The sequence below is a fragment of the Pikeienuella sp. genome (genome assembly GCF_046290545.1).
In the GTDB taxonomy this organism is placed as follows: Bacteria; Pseudomonadota; Alphaproteobacteria; order Rhodobacterales; family Rhodobacteraceae; genus Pikeienuella.
The window spans coordinates 1-17133 of sequence record NZ_JBKAGV010000005.1 but is presented as its reverse complement, the minus strand read 5'-3'; the positions used below and the strand labels follow the sequence as shown (position 1 = coordinate 17133).

Annotated in this window: 14 protein-coding genes; all 14 read right to left on the bottom strand. The window is 64.8% G+C overall.

Annotated elements, in window-relative coordinates; all coding sequences use genetic code 11:
• Positions 1-364 precede the first annotated feature (364 nt).
• Positions 365-1666, bottom strand: a complete 1302-nt coding sequence (locus tag ACE37J_RS02715; protein WP_409706644.1) for an N-acetylmuramoyl-L-alanine amidase — start codon at positions 1664-1666, stop codon at positions 365-367.
• A gap of 15 nt (positions 1667-1681) precedes the next feature.
• The gene (locus ACE37J_RS02710; RefSeq protein WP_409706641.1) at positions 1682-2353 is read right to left on the bottom strand and encodes a hypothetical protein; all 672 of its coding nucleotides are present in this window, start codon (positions 2351-2353) and stop codon (positions 1682-1684) included.
• Positions 2354-2430: 77 nt separating this feature from the next.
• Entirely contained in the window at positions 2431-3243 is an 813-nt protein-coding gene (locus tag ACE37J_RS02705; protein ID WP_409706639.1) for a hypothetical protein, read from the bottom strand.
• A gap of 20 nt (positions 3244-3263) precedes the next feature.
• Positions 3264-3917, bottom strand: a complete 654-nt coding sequence (locus tag ACE37J_RS02700) for an N-acetylmuramoyl-L-alanine amidase family protein (RefSeq protein ID WP_409706636.1) — start codon at positions 3915-3917, stop codon at positions 3264-3266.
• 25 nt (positions 3918-3942) lie between these two features.
• Entirely contained in the window at positions 3943-5577 is a 1635-nt protein-coding gene (locus ACE37J_RS02695; protein WP_409706633.1) for a S8 family serine peptidase, read from the bottom strand.
• A gap of 231 nt (positions 5578-5808) precedes the next feature.
• Positions 5809-8157: a hypothetical protein gene (locus ACE37J_RS02690; RefSeq protein ID WP_409706630.1), complete on the bottom strand. Its 2349-nt coding sequence runs from the start codon at positions 8155-8157 to the stop codon at positions 5809-5811.
• Positions 8142-9290: a phosphatase PAP2 family protein gene (locus ACE37J_RS02685; RefSeq protein ID WP_409706627.1), complete on the bottom strand. Its 1149-nt coding sequence runs from the start codon at positions 9288-9290 to the stop codon at positions 8142-8144. Before ACE37J_RS02685 ends, ACE37J_RS02690 begins: the two co-directional genes overlap by 16 nt.
• A gap of 27 nt (positions 9291-9317) precedes the next feature.
• Positions 9318-10850 (bottom strand): hypothetical protein, encoded by a 1533-nt coding sequence (locus tag ACE37J_RS02680; RefSeq protein ID WP_409706624.1) that lies wholly within the window; start codon positions 10848-10850, stop codon positions 9318-9320.
• A gap of 597 nt (positions 10851-11447) precedes the next feature.
• Positions 11448-12449 carry a hypothetical protein gene (locus ACE37J_RS02675; protein WP_409706622.1) on the bottom strand — a complete coding sequence of 334 codons (1002 nt, stop codon included), beginning with the start codon at positions 12447-12449 and terminating at the stop codon, positions 11448-11450.
• Between the two features lie 55 nt (positions 12450-12504).
• Positions 12505-13158, bottom strand: coding sequence for an FkbM family methyltransferase (locus tag ACE37J_RS02670; RefSeq protein ID WP_409706619.1), 654 nt, complete (start codon positions 13156-13158; stop codon positions 12505-12507).
• On the bottom strand, positions 13155-13823 hold the full coding sequence (locus ACE37J_RS02665; RefSeq protein ID WP_409706616.1) for a hypothetical protein: 669 nt from the start codon (positions 13821-13823) through the stop codon (positions 13155-13157). The genes ACE37J_RS02670 and ACE37J_RS02665 overlap by 4 nt, the downstream gene beginning before the upstream one ends.
• Positions 13775-14557 (bottom strand): phytanoyl-CoA dioxygenase family protein, encoded by a 783-nt coding sequence (locus tag ACE37J_RS02660; protein WP_409706613.1) that lies wholly within the window; start codon positions 14555-14557, stop codon positions 13775-13777. The genes ACE37J_RS02665 and ACE37J_RS02660 overlap by 49 nt, the downstream gene beginning before the upstream one ends.
• Positions 14558-14615: 58 nt before the next feature.
• Complete coding sequence (locus tag ACE37J_RS02655; protein WP_409706610.1) at positions 14616-15551, bottom strand: glycosyltransferase family 8 protein; 936 nt, start codon at positions 15549-15551, stop codon at positions 14616-14618.
• The coding region (locus ACE37J_RS02650; RefSeq protein WP_409706607.1) for a hypothetical protein at positions 15548-17133 on the bottom strand (1586 nt) is incomplete at its 5' end. The genes ACE37J_RS02650 and ACE37J_RS02655, both read right to left, overlap by 4 nt.

The window sequence follows — 17133 nt, the reverse complement described above, 5'->3', positions numbered from 1 at the left end:
CCTGAGCATTCTCCGGCGCGTTCCTTTCCGCGCGGTAAAGCGATGCGGGCGTTTTGAGACAAAGCCCCGGGAGCGCGGACCTGCCGCCGGCGCTCGCTTGCGTCGCCTGCGGGCCTCCCCGTCCCCCGCGTCGGCGGGCGCACGCCCCCACGCGCGGGCGGCGGCAGGCGCATTCAGCGTCGGTCGGGCCGCAAGGACGGCTCCCTTCTATCCGGGAACAACACGGCAAGAAGGTTAAGTGGGACGGTTTTGATCCTGCGCCCCGGTCATGCGTTTCCGTGCCGTGTCCATCAGCGGTTGCGGCAAAGGGTTCGTATTCCCGAACGCGGCGTCTTTCATGGGAACTGACGCGGCGACGGCTGTCTCAGGGAAACACTCCCTGCGCGCCCCTGGCGAGCATCGTTCGCGCAGACTGTCCCCACGGCTGCGCATCGCTGTAGGCGTATGTCCAGAACCGGCCGCCGCCGGGCGGCGGGGTCGTCCACTCGTCAAGGTGGATTCCGCCGCCCTGCATGACCAGCCCGACGCAGCCGAAATTCGCCGCAAGCCAATACTGGCCAAGCCGGCAGAGCTCCAGCGCCCGGATCTGCCGCCCGCCAGCATCGAACACGTGGATGTCGGCGGCGCGTCCGCCGGATCCGAAGTCGTCGTGCCGGATGCTTCCGACGCGCCGGTCGCCGTCGCCCAGCCGGTCCTGCCCGCCGCTGTAGATGTTGATCTCGCATCCGGCGCCGAAGACGGCCTCGGCCGCCTCGACGATCCGCTCCTCGAGGTTCGCAGTGCAGGGCCGGTTCCGGATCCTGTTCTGATTGGTGTAACGCAACCGTGTCGTCGCGAGGCCGGCGATAGCGCCGAGCGGCGCCGCGTCGACCGCGACCGGGTCCGCGCTCCACGGGACGGCGTCCGGGTCGAGGTCGTCAGCGTCCTCGTGAAGCGCCGGCCGCGCCGTCATGGCGTGGATCGGCCCGTCGTCCAGATCGTCCTCGACCCCGGCGCCGAGGCCCGACCGCACGCTTTCAGCGATGGAGGCGCCCTCCATCGTCCTTTCCCGATCGCGCTGCAGCTCGCTATGGCCGTAGACGCTCGCGCGCTCCACGCCGAAAGCATCGCAAAGCGCCAGCGCCAGCGCGCGCGACGTCCCCACCTGTTGCGGCGTCGGGCTGAAGAACGGCTTTCCGGCGCCGACGCAGGACACGCCAATCGCGTTGCTGTTGTTCGCGTGCCTGCCGAAGGGCTTGCGCTCCGGGTCGCTGGACGGCTTCACGTGGTTCGTCCGCTTCGTCAGCGGCGCGCCCTGAATGACTTCGCCATCGGGGGCGACGTAGAAATGATACCCGAAGTGATCGCCCCCGCGGCCCGGGTCGCCGTCGATCTGGTACTGGACGTACCAGTCGATGTCGTGATCGTCCCCGGTATGGTGGATCACGACCGCTTCTAACGGGCGGCGGTTCGCCGTCGCGCTGCGGCCATATGGGCAGGCGTCGTCGCCCCGGTAGGCGATCTTCAGCCCGTTCTTGCCGATGGCGCGCTTGCCGTCGGGCGAGATTTCGATCGACGGGGCGGCGTCGACGGCCGACTGCCGCAACGGCTCGGGCGCGGCTCCGCGCATGGCCTGCGCCACCCTCGCCTCCAGCGCCGCCACCCTGCGGTGCAACTGAGATTCCATGGTTTCCTCTTTCTGTCAGATGGTTACGCCGTAGGATTCGGTGCAGGCGCCGCCTGCGTAGCGATCTCTCGCGCAGGCATATCCGCCGTCGCCCCAGCACGTGCGCAGGATGAAACTGCGGGCGCGCCCAGGCGGGCGAGCGGCTGGCCGATCCAAGGCCCGCCGAGGGCGCAAGGGGGCGCGTTGTAGCCGTGGGCGATGACCCGCAGACCCGGTTTGACCATGGCCACGCCATCGAGACCCCGGCGACACTCCTCCCGCACCGCACCTGTCAGCGCCGCCTCGACCTCCTCCACGAACAGTGTCGCCGGGCTCGGGGGGCTTCAGGATGCGCTCAAGCCGCCCCTCGCCCCGCACGTCGTTGTCGGCCGCATCGCCGCATGACGGGATGAACTTGTCCGCGTCGCCTGACAGGTGACCGAAGACGCCGGACAGGATGACGGGATAATGGAACCAGCCGCCCCCCGCCGACGCCATCCGGGCGCCGTCGAAGCCGCCGAGCGCCTTGAGGTTGAAGACAACGCGACGCTTCACATGCGCGATCCGGTTCGCCAGGTTGGGTCCGGTCTCGCGAAGGCCGAACCCAACGTCCGGCCGCGGCGCCTGCGCCGCCTCGAACGCCTCGCGCTCCAGCGCGTCGATGTCGTTCTCACGCAAGGCTTTTTCGACCGCTTCTTCCATCCACATCTCGATTTCCCTCTTCTCTCACCCCTCGTCCCGGAGGGGCCGCCGGGCCGGCAGGCCCGGTGACTCCGCCTGCCCGGTCAGCCGCTCGTCGCCGGGGCGACCAGCGGCGCCGGGACGAAGCAGATCGCGACATCCTTAAGCATCTTGTCGTTCGCAGCCTTCAGCGCGGCCCGGATCGCTGCCTCCGCCTCCGCGGCCGCCCTGGCGTCCTTGGCGAGCCCCTGGGCCACAGCGGGCGCGGCGGCTGGGGCCGCGTCGCCCGGCTTCGACGCGGCCTGAAGCGCGCTGAACGTGCCGGCGAAGTCGGGAAGCTCCCGGATCAGGGCGCGCCTGAGCTCGATCCGCGCGGTGACATAGCCGCCCTGGACGATGGCCATGCGCTGCCGTTCGAACTCTCGGTGCTCTGTGTAAAAGCTGTCCAGCGGCAGGCTCGACTGCCCGGCGCGCACCACGCAGGCCACCTGCGTCGAAGCGGCGAGCAGCGCCTTGATGGCGGACGGGCCGTTGACGTATTGCGTCCCGGCGGCGATCACGCCGCCCGCAAGTCCGGCCCCGCCGGTCACGGCGGCGGGCGCGTTGAACGCCAGCCCCCCGACCGCGGTCGCGGCAGCCGCGATGATCCCGAGCGCGGCCGCATCCTGCCCCGCTGCGATCCGGTCGGCCGCCGTGACATAGGTTTCGGACAGCGCCGCGCCATAGGTCACGAGGTCTCCGAAATTCCGCAGCGCCAGCGGCGAGCCGCCGGCGACGTTCACGGCTCTGCTCTTCGGATCGACCAGCGCCCGCTCGTCGGTCGCCAGCTGGAGGCCCGGCGCGCAGGCCCCCGTCATCATCGCGGCCAGCGCGACCGCGCCGCCCCCGGGAACCTTCAGCCCTCTTGAACAGGTCATCATCTTCTCCCTTGCTTCGACTAATTCGTGAGAAACGGGCCCAGCGCCTCGGCGATTGCGCCGTGATCCAGATCGGGCTCGTCATCGTCGGCCTGCGGCGGTCCCGCCGCGCGCAGCGGCTGCGCCCCGCGGTCTTCGACGGACAGCATCAGCGCCTCATCGACGTCGAGCCCGGGGGGAAGACGCCCGTGGCGATCCTCGACCATTCCGAGAAAACCTTGCCAGTCACGAAGGTAGAGGACAGGACAGGATGTGGCGGACCAGCGCCGGTGCGGCACCACGCGGTCGACGCCCTGGCCGATCCTGCGGAGCAGGACCGCGGTCAGCAGCGCTGCCCGCGCGTTGGCCGCCGGCTGGTCGACGCCCCGATGCATGCAGGTCTCGATCCCGATGCTCCGCGCGTTGCCGCGGCTGCCGGCGTGCCAGCCCTTCTCGTCGACCGGGAGGTGACGGATCGCCTGCATGTCGTCGACAGTGAAGTGCCACGAGACATCCGGCCCGCTGCGGACATAGCGGGAATGCGCCGCAGCGTCCGCCCCGGGGGCGTCGTTGCCGGTGTTGTGGATCGTGATGTGGTCCGGGCGGATGAGCTGGCCCGGCCGGTTCCTTTGTCCAAACGGGATCAGCTCGACCGAAAGGTTGAGCCGCTCCCTTACGTCCCGAGCGTCGTACATCTTATTCTCTCCTGCTCTGCCGCGGTCACGTGAGCCGCGGGTCGCGGGGCGCGGGGCCTTCGTCGATCAACGGAGAGACCGCTCCCGGCGCCGCCTGGGCGGCCCGGACCGCCTCATAGGCGTTCACGCAGCCCCAGCCGAAATAGCGGTCGGGGGAGGAAGCCTGGTCAGGCAGACGCCGCGCCGTTTCGGCGAGGATGCGGCGGACCTCCGCCGCGGTGAGCGTCGGATTGGCCGCGAGTATCAGCGCGCAGACGCCGGCGGCGAGCGGGCAGGCGCTCGATGTGCCGCCGAACCGGTCGTCGCGCTGGACCGTATAGGCGCCGCGCGCATACCCGGCTGGCCGCAAGGTTCCCGATGGCGTCAACTCCCAGCCGGTCGCGTCGGTCGTGACGATCCCCCAGCCGCCGTCCCCGCTCGACGGCGCCGAGATCCAGATCTCTTCGCCATGATTGGAATAGCTTGCGCGCCGGTCCTGACTGGTGGTCGCCGCGACGGCGATCACGTCCGGATGGATGGCGAAGCCGTTCAACGACCCGCCAGCGGGGTCGTTCACATCGCTGCCGTCGTTTCCGGCCGCGAACAGGATGATGCAGCCCTTGCCGCCCCGCCCTTCGCGGGCGGCGCGTTCGATCATGTTCTTCTTGCGGGTCGATAGCGGAAAGAGCCGCGCATAGGCGCCCCAGCTGTTCGAGATGATCGACGCGTCCGAGCGCAACGCGAACCCGAACCACCGCTCGAATTCGGCGTCGGAGAGCTCGCCGCCCCAGGCGATTGCGATCAGACGGCTGGCGGGGGCGGCGCCGACCACGCGCCCGCCACGCCGCCGGGCCAGCGCCACCCCGGCGACGGCCGTGCCGTGCGCCGCCCCGGCGCGCGGGCGGTCAATTGACCCGCCAGTCATCGCGTCGAAGGTTGCGTCCGCCTGCCCGTCAAGATCCGGGTGCGAAAGATCGAAACCGTCGTCGATGATTGCGATCCTGATGTCTCGGTGGCCTGGCTCCGGCAGCAGCGCCCACGCATCGACGATGCGAGCGTCTGCGCCCGCAATGTAGCCGACGCCCGTTCCACCGTGTCGGCCGAGATTGCGCAGGTGCCATTGCAGAGGGGCGAGGTCATCGACACTATCCCCCGCGCCGTCGAGCGGCCTGATCGGCGTGCCCATGTCGGGCTCGGCCGTCGAGACGCGGGCATCCGCATTCAGGTTACCGCTTGCCGCGACCGGGTTCCGCGACCTGCTCGTCACGGTGACAATGAATACGTCAGCCCCGCGGCTCTCGACGAGGCCGAGCCCGTGTTCAGCGATCAGATCGGATTTCTCCGCGTCCGGCAGCCCGGCGACGAACCGGAGATAGATCTCGCCAGTCGGCGTCAGCGGCGTCGGATCGTCCCCGATATGCCAGACATGGGTGCCGAGCGCGATGTAGGGCTCCGCCCGCCGCCGGTCGAGCCAGGCGTCCGCCTCTCCGCCGGTCAGGCGCATGATCTCGAACCCGGCGATGGCTCCTTCGCGCCTGACTCGCCCGTTCGCGGCTTCGAAGGCCATCGCGTTTCCAAAGGCCTCGTCCGCGCCGGGGCGGGGCCGCAGGCCGACCATCGCCTCGCTCTTCCTCAGTCCGACGGGCGTGTCGCCGAACCTCAATTCGATCTGTTCCGTCATTTCGCTCTCCATCCCAGGCCGCCAGGCGCGGTCGTTGGAGAGAGCGTCGCATCGCGAGAGTCCGAAAAGCGTGAGCCGCAGCGTGAGGAAACCGCGAAATCTACTGCGGCGTCACGGTCTCTGGGTCAGAGGGGGGCTGAGAGCGCGATGCAGGCGCGCAGGCCGACGCGACGCGCCCGGGCCGGCCGCCCCCTCACGGAGAAGACGGCGGCCAGCCGTTCGGGAGCGTGGTCAGTCCTCCGGCCGGAATCGCAGCCGCATCCGCCTCGCCTGGCTGGCGGAGTGGAAACCGTGCCGCGGCTTCGACGGGTCATGATAGAGTTGGCCGCCTGAAAGCCGCTCAAGGCGCGCCGACCGCTTCGTCAGCGTCTCCCGCTCGGGGCTCGGGCTTGTCGGCCTCGGGAGCGTCAGGGGTTCGAGGATCCCGGTTACCTTCGGCAACGGGTCGCCCGCTTGCAGCGCTTTGGCCGCCGCCTCGGCGATGATGCGCGCGATCTGCGGGGCGGCGACGCTCGTGCCGTTCAGCGCGACACACGCGCCGCTGCGCGAACCGCAGCCCAGGATTCCGGCGATCGCGCGGCTGGTCTCGGTCGGCGCGACGTATTCGGGCGCGGGAATGCGCGCCGACCCTGCGGCGCTGTAGGGCGCGACGGCGAGGTTATGGGCGTATCCCCCGCCGACAATCGTGATGCAATCGTTCGAACGGCGCCGCGACTTCGCCTCTTCAGCCACAAGTTCGGCCATTTGCGCCGCCTCCTGCGCCTCGCCTTGCGGCTTCTGCTGTTTCCTCGAACGCTCCCGCCACGGCTTTCCGCGCTTCGCGGTGGCGAGGCTGGACAGCGTGCCGTTGCGCCGTATCGCGCCGTCCGGATACTCGTCCACGTTCCAGTCCGTCATCGCATCGAACCGCGACGTGTCGGTGATCCGAGAATGGAAGTGGCTCTGCCGCCCTCGGGGCGCGACGTGCGACACGTTCTCGTCGCGCAGGATCCAGCCTTCCAGCACCCCGTCCACGGGGACTAGCGCCTCGAGCGACAGGTTCCAGTCGCCTGCCGGAGCGACCGGCAGCTTGTGATCGATCCGGGTGGTCGGCGCGAGCGCTATGAGAATGCGGCTGTACGACGACCAAGGCGCATGCCTGGCAAGCGCGTCGGCGCTCGGCGGGCCCGGGTCGAGCGGGGTGTCCACCGCGACCCGCGCCGCCGCCCGCTCAGGTGGACGCTCACCGGAATCCGCGGCCGCGACGAGAATCCAGGCTCGCGCCGCGCCCGGCTCCCGCGCCAGGGCGTCGCTGATCGCGAACCGCTCCCGCGCGACGCCGGGCGCCTCGAGAGTCAGGAAGACGTCGGTCGCGCCGCGCGGGCACCAGAGCTCGATGAAACTGCTCGTGCGGTCGTCATGCGCCACGCGAAACGTAGCGTCGAGCCGCTTGGGCCCGAGCTCCTGCGCGACATCGGTCGCTATATGCGTCTGCGTCAGGTGCGCGTTCCCGGCGGGCAGCACCGCCTCGACATAGGGTTCGCCGTGTCCAAGTTCGCTCATCTTTTCCTGGTAGCGCTCGATCGAAGCCTTGAGCTGGGATTCGAGGATGTACGCCCCGTCCCGCGCCCCGCTCGAAAGCCCGTAGCTGAAGTTGAGGATGACCGGGACCGGCGCGCACAGCGCCTCGCCGATTTGCGCCGCGCGCTCGAACACGTGGTTGATCGCGTCGAACGTGGCGGCCAGCTGGGTCGCGCCCGAGGAATCTTGCGAGGCCAGAACCGGGATCTGCACGCCGATCACCCGGATCTTGCCGGCAAGCCATGCGTCCTCGCCGTCCAGCTCGTCCGGACCGTAGCCGGCCGCGATGGAGGCGACATGGCACCCGTGCGAGAACCGCATGTGGAGCGGGCTCGGCGAATACTCGCGCCCCCGTCCCCGGGTGATCTCGAGCCGATCCAGGATCTGGCCCTCCGTGAGGCGAGGATTGCTGTTCAACAGCCTTTCCACCTCGCCGGGCATGACCTCCCTGCCATAGCGGACCGTGCCATTCTCCCGCGCCGGCGCGTCCTGCACCCACAGCGTCTCGAACCGGCACCGCCACTGTTCGCCCTCCTTGAACAGGAACTCCTGATGCGCGGGATTGAAACTGTCGTCGATGATCGCGACGAGGACGGTCTCGCCGGTGATCCCACGCCCGCGGACATCGATCTCCGGCTGTTTCGGATCGGCCTCCCCGATGCTCGACTTGCGGAGCGGCAGCAGGACCGAGAAGGCGTCGCCGGACGCGCCGGCGGCTTGGTCGAACGAGACTTTCATCGTGACCGCGCGCAGGATTGTCGTGCGCGCGAAACTCCGGTTTCTCCATGAGCCTCGGCTGCTGCGGGCGCCGTAGCTGATCGTTGCCGCGTACGAGAAGTCGGCCTCGTCGTTCTTCTCGATCTCCGCAGTGCGGCGAAACTCCCGCGCATAGCGGAAGAACCAGTGCGCGTAGCCGTCGGTCAGGTCGACGGGTCGGGCAGACCCCTCGACTTCCTGCACGACGTTGTCGGCGACGTCGTCGCGCCACACAAGACGGGCCATGGTCAGCGCCTCGGCCATTCGGCTTCGGCGAGCCGGACCAACGCGCCGAACGTCGAGCGCTCGACCGGCGCGACCTCGGCTGCTCCGTTCAGCAACACCCGGGGGTCGCCTGCATCCTTCAGTTCGCCGGCGTCGTCGAAGAGGTCGTCATGGTCGAAATCGGCGTCGGGCGAATTGGTCCCGTTGAAGACGACCTTCCGGACGGAGAGCGACTCGCAGCCTATGCCCCCGGCGGCCGCCAGCCCCGTGAGCACCTTCCCGATGGTCGCGCCGAGCGCCGCGCCGGCGACCGAGTCCACCGGGAAATGCACCCCGGCGATGGTCCGGTTGATCGCGATCCGCTCGGCCATTCGGAACAACATGTCGCCGAGCTTCGCCGCCCCGGCCCCGGCCCGCCTGGCGAGGAAGGCGCGGAGGAACGTCGCCACCGCGTAGGCCTCGGTCGCATGGCCGCTCGGCAGCGCGCCGTGGCCCGGCGTCGGGATCATCGGCTGCACCTGAGGCGAAAACGCGTCCGGCCGCTGGCAGGCCAGGAGATGCTTGATGTCAAGCACGCAGGCGCTGGCCACGGCGTAGATGATTCCGATGAGTTCGTGGGTCCATCGACGCTGCCCCGGATGAAGCCCGACGATGTGGTTGAAATATAGCGTCGTGAAACCCGTCTGGGTCAGGATTTCCGTCGCGCGATCCGAGCGCAGATCCGCATAGCTCCGCACGTATCTCAATTGCTCTTTGAAATCCGCATGACCCGGGCGCGTGAACCTGCAGATCTCGGCGGAAGACGCGGCCTCGGGCGGGTGCTTCTCAAAGGAGAGGACGGCCTGGTCGCCATCCAGCGAGACCCTCAGCGTCGAGAGGATCTCGCGGAGGATGACCGAGGCGCGCACCGCCGGGGACCAGTCCTCGATGTTGGCGGGCTCGCCGATGGTCCTCTCCTTCGGCGCCAGCACGTCGTCGACGACCCACCGCCCGACGATCCCCTCCCGCGCGAGGAGGAGACCGGCCGCCGTCGCGGCGTCGATCGATCCCGCCACCGGCGCGTCGCCCGAAATGCCTGTGATCCCGGTGATCCCGGTTATGCCCGTGATCCCTGTTATGCCGGTGATGCCCGTTATCCCGGTGATCCCGGTGATGCCCGTTGACGACGCCATTCGATTTCCCCTCTCCCGAATATTTCTTCAACGCGATGGAAGTCCGACGGAGGACAGAGTCTCCGCCCAGTCGCGGCCGATCTGGAAAGCGGCCGCGGGATGGTTGCGCAGGTACTTCTGGACCGTCAGGTCGGGATCGAGCCTGAGCAGCGCGCCTACCGCCATCAAGGCTTCAGCCTCCTGCCCCATCTTGGCCAACGCCACCGCCTTCACCCGCAGCGCCGAGGCGTGGTGCGCGTTCGCCTTCAGGGACCGCTCGACCACCGCCAGGCCCTGCTCGTACTGGCCGTCGGTCACATAGGCCGTCGCCGCGAGCGTGTCGTAGAAATACGCATGCGGGTCGAGCGGCGACAGCGCAAGCGCGCGCTCCGCATATCTGACGGCGAGCGGACCCTCGCCCCTGAAGGAATGCAGCCGTGACCTGAGGATCGCCGCGAGCGTGTTGCTGGGCTCCAGCGCCTCGGCCGCCTCGAACCGGCTGCTGGCCGTCGCGTAGTCCCGCGCAAGGTCCGCCTGGACCATGCCGTCAACCGCCAACGCGAACGAGTTTCTGGGATCGATCTCAAGCGCGCGGTCGACCAGTTTCGACGCGGCGGCCGTATCCGCCGCGGCGTCCGCGCTCCACCCCTGCGACACCGCAAGGATCCGCCATTTCGCAAACCATGCGTATCCCTCCGGGCTTCCGGGCGCGCGGGCGATCAGTTCCTCGAACCTGCGCCTCGCGTCGTCGAACGCGTCCTTCGTATGCCGGTGCATCAGAGCGATCGCCGACATCAGCAGAGCGTGCGTCTCCACGTTCGGCAACGGTCTCGTGCGGGCCAGTTCGACCGAAGCGGACAGAATTCGGTGGCCGACATGGTTCGCCATGTCGAATGCGGCGCGGCTCTCGCCGGAAAGCACGGCCGCCACACCGTCATCGTGGCGAAGCGTCGACAAGAGCTTGCCGCGGCGCGCGTCGAAAAGGTCGGCGTCCACGGAGAAGCGCTGCGCGTCGCCCCGCAACGAGCCGTAGAGGACATAGTCCACCCCGAGCGACCGCTGCACGACGGCGAGGTCGACGGCCGAACCGGCGAGGCTCCTGCACGAAAGATGCGAGATCACATCGATGAAATGAGACCGGCTCAGCGCCCGCGAGATCTCGAGCGCGAGGAGATCGGCGAAATAGGCCGCGTCGGTCGCCCCATAATGGCAGAGAAAGGGCAGGATCGCGACCCGCGGCTTGATCCCCTCTTGCTCCCGCGCCACGCTGATCGCGGGCGGGATTGGACCGCCCCGGCGCTTCTGCCTCAGCCAGTCCTCGAAGCCCTCCTCCTGGATGTCGATCCCCTCAAGGAAGTCGCCGTCGCGCGGATCGCCGACGATCCGGATCCGCTCCGGGCGGAGCGCGATGTCGCTGTTGGTGACTTCGAAGAGCTCGTCGAAGCCGCCGCCGATCACCGCGCGAAGGTCCGACAGGCACCGGCGCAGGCTCGCGCGGCCCAACTCGGAGCCCGATCGCGACCAGAGGAGATCCTGAAGCCAGGTCCGCGTGTGCCGGCCGTTGGCCGCGGTCGCGAGCACTGCGAGCAGGGCCTTTTGCTTCGCGCCTCTTATCTCTTGCTGACCGCCGTCGCTCCATTCCGCGACGAACGCACCGAAGAGCCTGATCTTAAGTTGTCGTTTCAAACCGCGCGCCCTCGAATGAGCCGAATCGAAACGTGATGCGCCGCTACGTCTAGTAGTCAGACTGCGTCAACTTCACCTGCTTTAAAAGCGCCTCACACTTTTTTCACGGTTTGGGCCAAATGACCTGCATCGGACAGAAAACGTCAGCCCGACACCGCGCTCGGGGGGACTGCCTTCAACCCGCCGCGAGGTCTGGTTCCGTCGCCAGCAGCGCGACACCCTCGGGTCGGCGACCAGCGGACCTTTCCCCGACTCGTTCTTCAGGAAGCTCAGGCGAGGCAGCGCCGCCTTGCTTGCGGCTTCACCTTCCTCGCCATCGGCGACAATCCCATTGGCGCTCGCTCCGCCCCGAAACGGACGAGGAAGGAACTTCGAGCGAAGATCAGGATTAAGTCCACGGGCTCAAGCAACCTCCCGGCCTCACCCGAGCGGTGACATATGCGGCCTAAGCAGATCCAGATAACCTGCCTCACGGAGACGGGCTCTCAAGAACTAGCCAAGAGCACTATAGCGCTCGTAATGCTTGATAAGCTTATGGATCGTGTCGTCGTCAGCCTGACCCGGGTTTTGGTAAGCGTCCCGCTCTGCATCCGTGAGCGTGTAGCTCCTGCCAATATCTATGGGAGTCGAACCGGCGAAGCGATCCTCGCGCACGTAAACTGAGGTTATGTGCGCACCGCTCTGATGGCCTGGTATAATGTCGTTCGGCCCTGCGACAAAATCCAGCCGCCGGAACGGAAGATCCTTGAAATAATGATCTGCAACGAACGAATTGTTTCGTGCTTCTGTATTATCCACAATCACCATTTCGAATTGCTCGAAAAGCTTTAGAGCGCCAAAGCGGCACATCACAAAATATCGGATTGCGCCATCAAGGACTAGTATATTATGGCCATTCAACAGTCTCGGATCGGCAAGATCGCTCTCCATCCTGATCACGTCACCTTCGTTCAGGGCGGCGCGGTGGCTCAGCCAGTAGCGCTTCGAGAGCTTTTGAAAACTCGGGTTCCACTCCGCCGGCGTGAAGTGCAGACGCAAGTTCTTGAGCGCTTCCGGACGATTGTACAAATACAAAAGGATCCAAATCGTCCACTCTGGCGACGCCTCGACGAGTGAGGCGCGTTGCGTTCGCAGACACCACCAGATTGTACTCCGCCCTCCACCGTACTCGATCACACTATCGGTGTAACGCACGTTCGCTGACAGCCAAGTCTTCGCGCCTTCTGTATACCAAGGGGACGCCGCGTTCAGCCATTCGTGTTTATCCGAAACAAAACGATGAAGAAGGCGGCACTGCTCAAGCGAAAGGAGCGAGCCAAGCATGGATTCGAAGACAACATGATCGGCCTTGATTTCCTGGGCAGTGAGTTCCGGTCGAGTACGAAGCGCCTTGATTTCCTTGCGGAGAACGCCAATCGTTTTTGACTGGGACTCGATGAGATCATGAAGGCTCTGCAGCGTCTCAGCGATATCCGTGGTGCTTTTTTCTGTCATTCGGGCGATTCTCTACTTTTTCTTGTGTTGTCTGCAGCGGCCGCGATGACTTGCATCAAGCATCCGTCCGGGCGAACGTCATTTCCGTGTCTGAACGTGTTGAGTAGATAACCTTGTAACCGAAACCGATAAGCTTATCCACGTAAGACTTGGTGATGTCGCGCCCACGCACGCGGTCACCTGCGCCAATATAAGAGTAGTGCCACTCCAGTGCGATCTGGTTCGGGAGTATTCCGCACGAAATCATGTCGTCCAAAACTGCGTACTCCGCCCCTTCTATATCGATCTTGAAGAGGTCTATAACTCGATGAGACATTTTTTTCATAATCGTGCCGACCCGGCGAACCTCGAACACTTCTTCCCCCACCCCGGCGGAATGGCCTTCTCGAATCTCGACAGAATTGTAGTATTTCGACCGCTCTTTCTTCACGGTGAAGTATATGGAGCCGTCCGTACCGGAAAGCCCTATTCGAGAGAAACGCAGGCCTTCAGGTTTCTTTTGTCGCAAATAAGTCGCGCTCTCGTTCGTCGGGTCAAAACAGTTTATCACAGCGCCAAGTTCGCGAACCAGCGCCCTCTCAAACTCTATTTGATGCCCCAGGCCGCCACAGTAGATCACCGATTCCGGGCCCAATCGAGCCATGTCGACGAAATATGGATTGTCGCCTGAAGTCCCGAGAAGGCGCCCGTCTTTCACAGCGCCGCTCACAGCTCGACCTCTTCAAAGGCACTGAGGCGCTTGTTAACGATCAACGAGAAGTAATGGAAATCGACAACTCCGCCCTCTTTTTCGGCAATCGCGAGAGCTGCATCCTGGGTCATCTTGCGGCGCTTGATTGCGCGGTGGTACTCGGCCGAGAATATCGGCTCGTAGGAAAGCAGACCGAAGGAAACGCCCTGCTCGACCGCGAAGCATGCGTCGACGTCCATGTCGAGTGTCCAGACACGCTCAATTGCCTCACGCATCTCGCCGAGCGAGTTCGGAAATGCGCTGGCGGCGCCGATAGGCCGAGCCCTGAGCAACAACTTGACGATCGCGCCATGCGCACAGATCCGGTAGAGTTCTCGCCAGAATGCGGCGGCGCTGGCCCGATCAGTCGCGAGATGTTCGGCAACATTTTCGACGAGCACCTCGGCGAATACTCCGTCCTTTCCATGCAGGACAAGTTCATTCGTGTCTTGCTTGTACACTACGACACAAACATCATATCCTGGGCGGGAAACTTCGTTGAACGACAGATAAGCCCTCGTTCCACTCGGTCGTCGCGAGTCCAACTCCGCCGGATCGAGCCGAAGCGGCCCTTCGGCGTTCCCATTCTCCATGTTCAGGCGGCCCGTGTCGAGAAATCGGGCATGGTGATCGGCCTGGCGCATGGCATGAATTTCTTGGTCATCTTCGCGATATCGATCTCATCCTCCGCGTAGTAATAGTTTGTGATCGCATATCGCCGCCCATCGGTTATCGGAAGGCCCGAATGAATGTTCGAGCTCTCGAAGAGCACCACCGATCCCTTTGGGGCGGTCACAATCAACCGGTTGGCCTTCGCAGCCTCCTGGAAATCGGCGAACTCGTCCGGCGTCCATCGGTTGGCGAAGAAATCGAACTTGGTCTCCTTGCAATACACGCCATAGGGCCAGACCCTGTTGGACCCCGGAAAGAAAGAGAAGGGGCCATTGTCCGGCCCGACATCCGTCAGGTAGACCATCGCCTTGAACTGGGGAGACATTCGGTCCCGGTGCCAGTCCCCGCCCGAGCGGCGCGGTTGGCCCGCCACCATCTCGAGCCGATTGGCCATGGAGAAAACGCATCTCTGGGTCTTGCCTACGGCGAGTTCGCCGACCTCCTCAAGGAATGAATCGCGTCGGAACGCCTCGATTTCCGGAGCCAGTACGTCTGCGCCGAATATCCGCAGATCGCTTCGGCGCCATACGATTTCCGGCCGCTCCTGGATCGCGCGATCAATAGTTCCTACGAGCGCATCGCAGGTCTCAGGCGAAAAATATCCCTTCAGAATTGCAATGCCGGCCGACGCTATCGACGCCTTCACCTCATCGCGAACCGCTGCGTCGAACTGAACGTCCGCATACTCGAAGGTTACGTTTTTCATGGACACAGTCATCATTACCTCGATTTTCGGCTGATTGCCCGCAGCCGAACCGCACCGATCATTGCACGCCCGCTGCGAGCACCGATTGCATTCGTCCGTAGACAAACCCGGAAAGCTCCCCATCGTCCAGAGCCTTCAGTTCACGCCACCAGATTTCGTCGATCGCCGCGAAGGAACGCTCATCGCTCCTCTGCTTGATCTGCCACGGCTTCTCGCCGACGAAATGAAGGATGCGTATGTCATCTTCCTCGACGCACGCAACCATCTCGTCCGCTGTTCCGATCTCGCATTGCGCCTTGAGCAAGTACTCGTTCTCAGGATGTCTCCGAAGATATGAAATGAGAAGCGAGCGTTTCGTGTAGTTGAAGATCGACGGCAGATATGTGATCCGCCGGTTGGGCATGAAGAGGTTGATGATCGCCTGATCCGCCAGGCCGGTTCCGCGGCGCGGCGTGAGGTCCCTGATGGCATCGAGCACATAGTCGGTCGTCATCAGCCCGTTCATGCGTTCGCGGTCCACCAGCATGACCCCGGTGTTCACGAAGGCGCGCGGCCTTCCCGTGGAGGCGTCTCGCGCGCGCACTGCCACGAAGCTTCCCTCCGCGAGGAAAACCTCCTCCAGCGAGCCAAAGATCAACATGTCGCTGTCGAGGCAGAGCACCTTTCGCTCGGCGGGATGGTTGAACGCCTCAAGAATGTAGAATGCGGGCATCAAGCGATCCGGCGTCTTGAACGTCGTTCGCGCATGCATATGCACCGTCTCGTAGGAGAGAGGGTCGACATCGACGAACTCGATCTCCCCACACCAGCGGAGCATCATCTCTCTGGCGGCAGGCGACAGGAATTGCTCGCCGCTCTCGGCGATGACGTAGAGGCGCGGGCGCAGAGCCGGATTCTCACGGCGAAAGCTGTGGATCATCAGGATGTATGCGACGGCGAAATCGTCGTTGACGGCGCTGCAGAGAGCGAATTCCTCAGCCGAAGAAAACGTCATGGTCGCCCCGCCGGCTTCATCCCGAGCACATGCTCGAAGCTCAACCTGGGAAATGTGTTCAACCGGCCGCCATCCGTGGCGTTCACAATGGAGACGCCATCTGCGGCAAATCGTTTGCGCGCGATCTCATATGAGCGGAAAACAGGGCCGTCATCCGCCCAGACGCGCAAGAGGCTTTCTGTCTTTGTCGTGGAAGAGGCATGTTGCTTGTAATCGTAGAAGTAGGCCTTCTCATCGGAATCCGGCTTGATGTCATAGTCGCAATCGCAGCCGATGAGATAAATCTCCTTCAAGCCGAAATGATGGGCGAGAGGGAGGCAGAAGGTGATTACGCCCGTATAGCCGTCCATCATCGGCCGGCTCAGATCGAGATTGATGTCTTCCGCTTCGTCAACCTGCTCCTTGGGCCGATCGAAAAGCAGGAAATCCGTTTGTGATTCCGGAAATATCGCCGCTTCGCGGAGATAGTCTGCGAAGGCGAACGAGAAGAACTTGTGAACCTTCCCCCCGCGATCCTGCATCTTTCGCGCCCATTCGCCGTTAAGCTCAGGTTTCGCGTTCCCCCAGCCCCCGAACATCTCATGCGACGAGACGCACATGTAGGTCGGTGAGATGTCCTCGAACTGTTCGTGGTTGACGAACCAATTGGTGACGAACGTTACTTCGTCGCGGAGCAACGTGAGATCCTGGTTCCGGATCGAAGGCCCGTTGCCGATGATGAAGGCGCGCCGCCCCCTGTGACGATCGCGCATATCCGCGATACGCCGGTATTCCGGCGACGCCAGATAGGCGGCCCGCAATTGCCGCCGTTTCTCCAAGTGGACCATCCTCGGAGGCTCGGGCCTCGCTGCGGGCTGGTTTGCGCTGGGGGCCGCAACCGTTTTGCCTGGCGCCAAAGGATCACGTCCCGACCAAGCCAGACGCGAAAGAGTCACCTCCGAAATGTCGAATCCCCTATCGGGGCTTCCATTGGACGTCCACTCGGAGCCATCGTCCGGCAGCGCGACAACCTCGACCTCGGCTACGCCGGAGTCCGGTTGAAGAAGGCCTTCGAACCTCAATTGCCACCATCCTGTTTCCGCTTCCGGGAAGAAATCGACCGAAGTCAGATCCAGGCCCTGGCCAGCTCTGTTCATTCTGCGGCCACCGGTCGCAAAATCCAGAAAGCACTGAACCCAATTCGATCTGAAGTTCGCCCGACTCCTCAACTTGACCAGCACGCGCTGCAGTCCGCGCGGCGCGATCCGCACGTAGACGCCCGTTGCTTCCTCCGCGAGAACGCTTTCGAAGCCGAAGACGGTCGAGTGAATGCCGAAGGCTTCCGCCTCCGTCGCACGAAGCGTCGGCGCGCCTTGAGGCTCCTGATGGACCTCAACATTCATCCGGATGGCGGAAGGCTTTTTGCCGGACGAAATGCCGAACGCTTCCTCCCGCCTCTCCAGTGCAAGCCCTCCGGCTCGGATCGCGTGCAGGACACGGCTGATCCGGGTCCTGACCCGGAGAACTGGTCCGGACCGATTGCGATTTTTCGGGCATGAATCTGGAAACGGAGGAATGCCCAGATGCCCAAGAAACGCTTCAC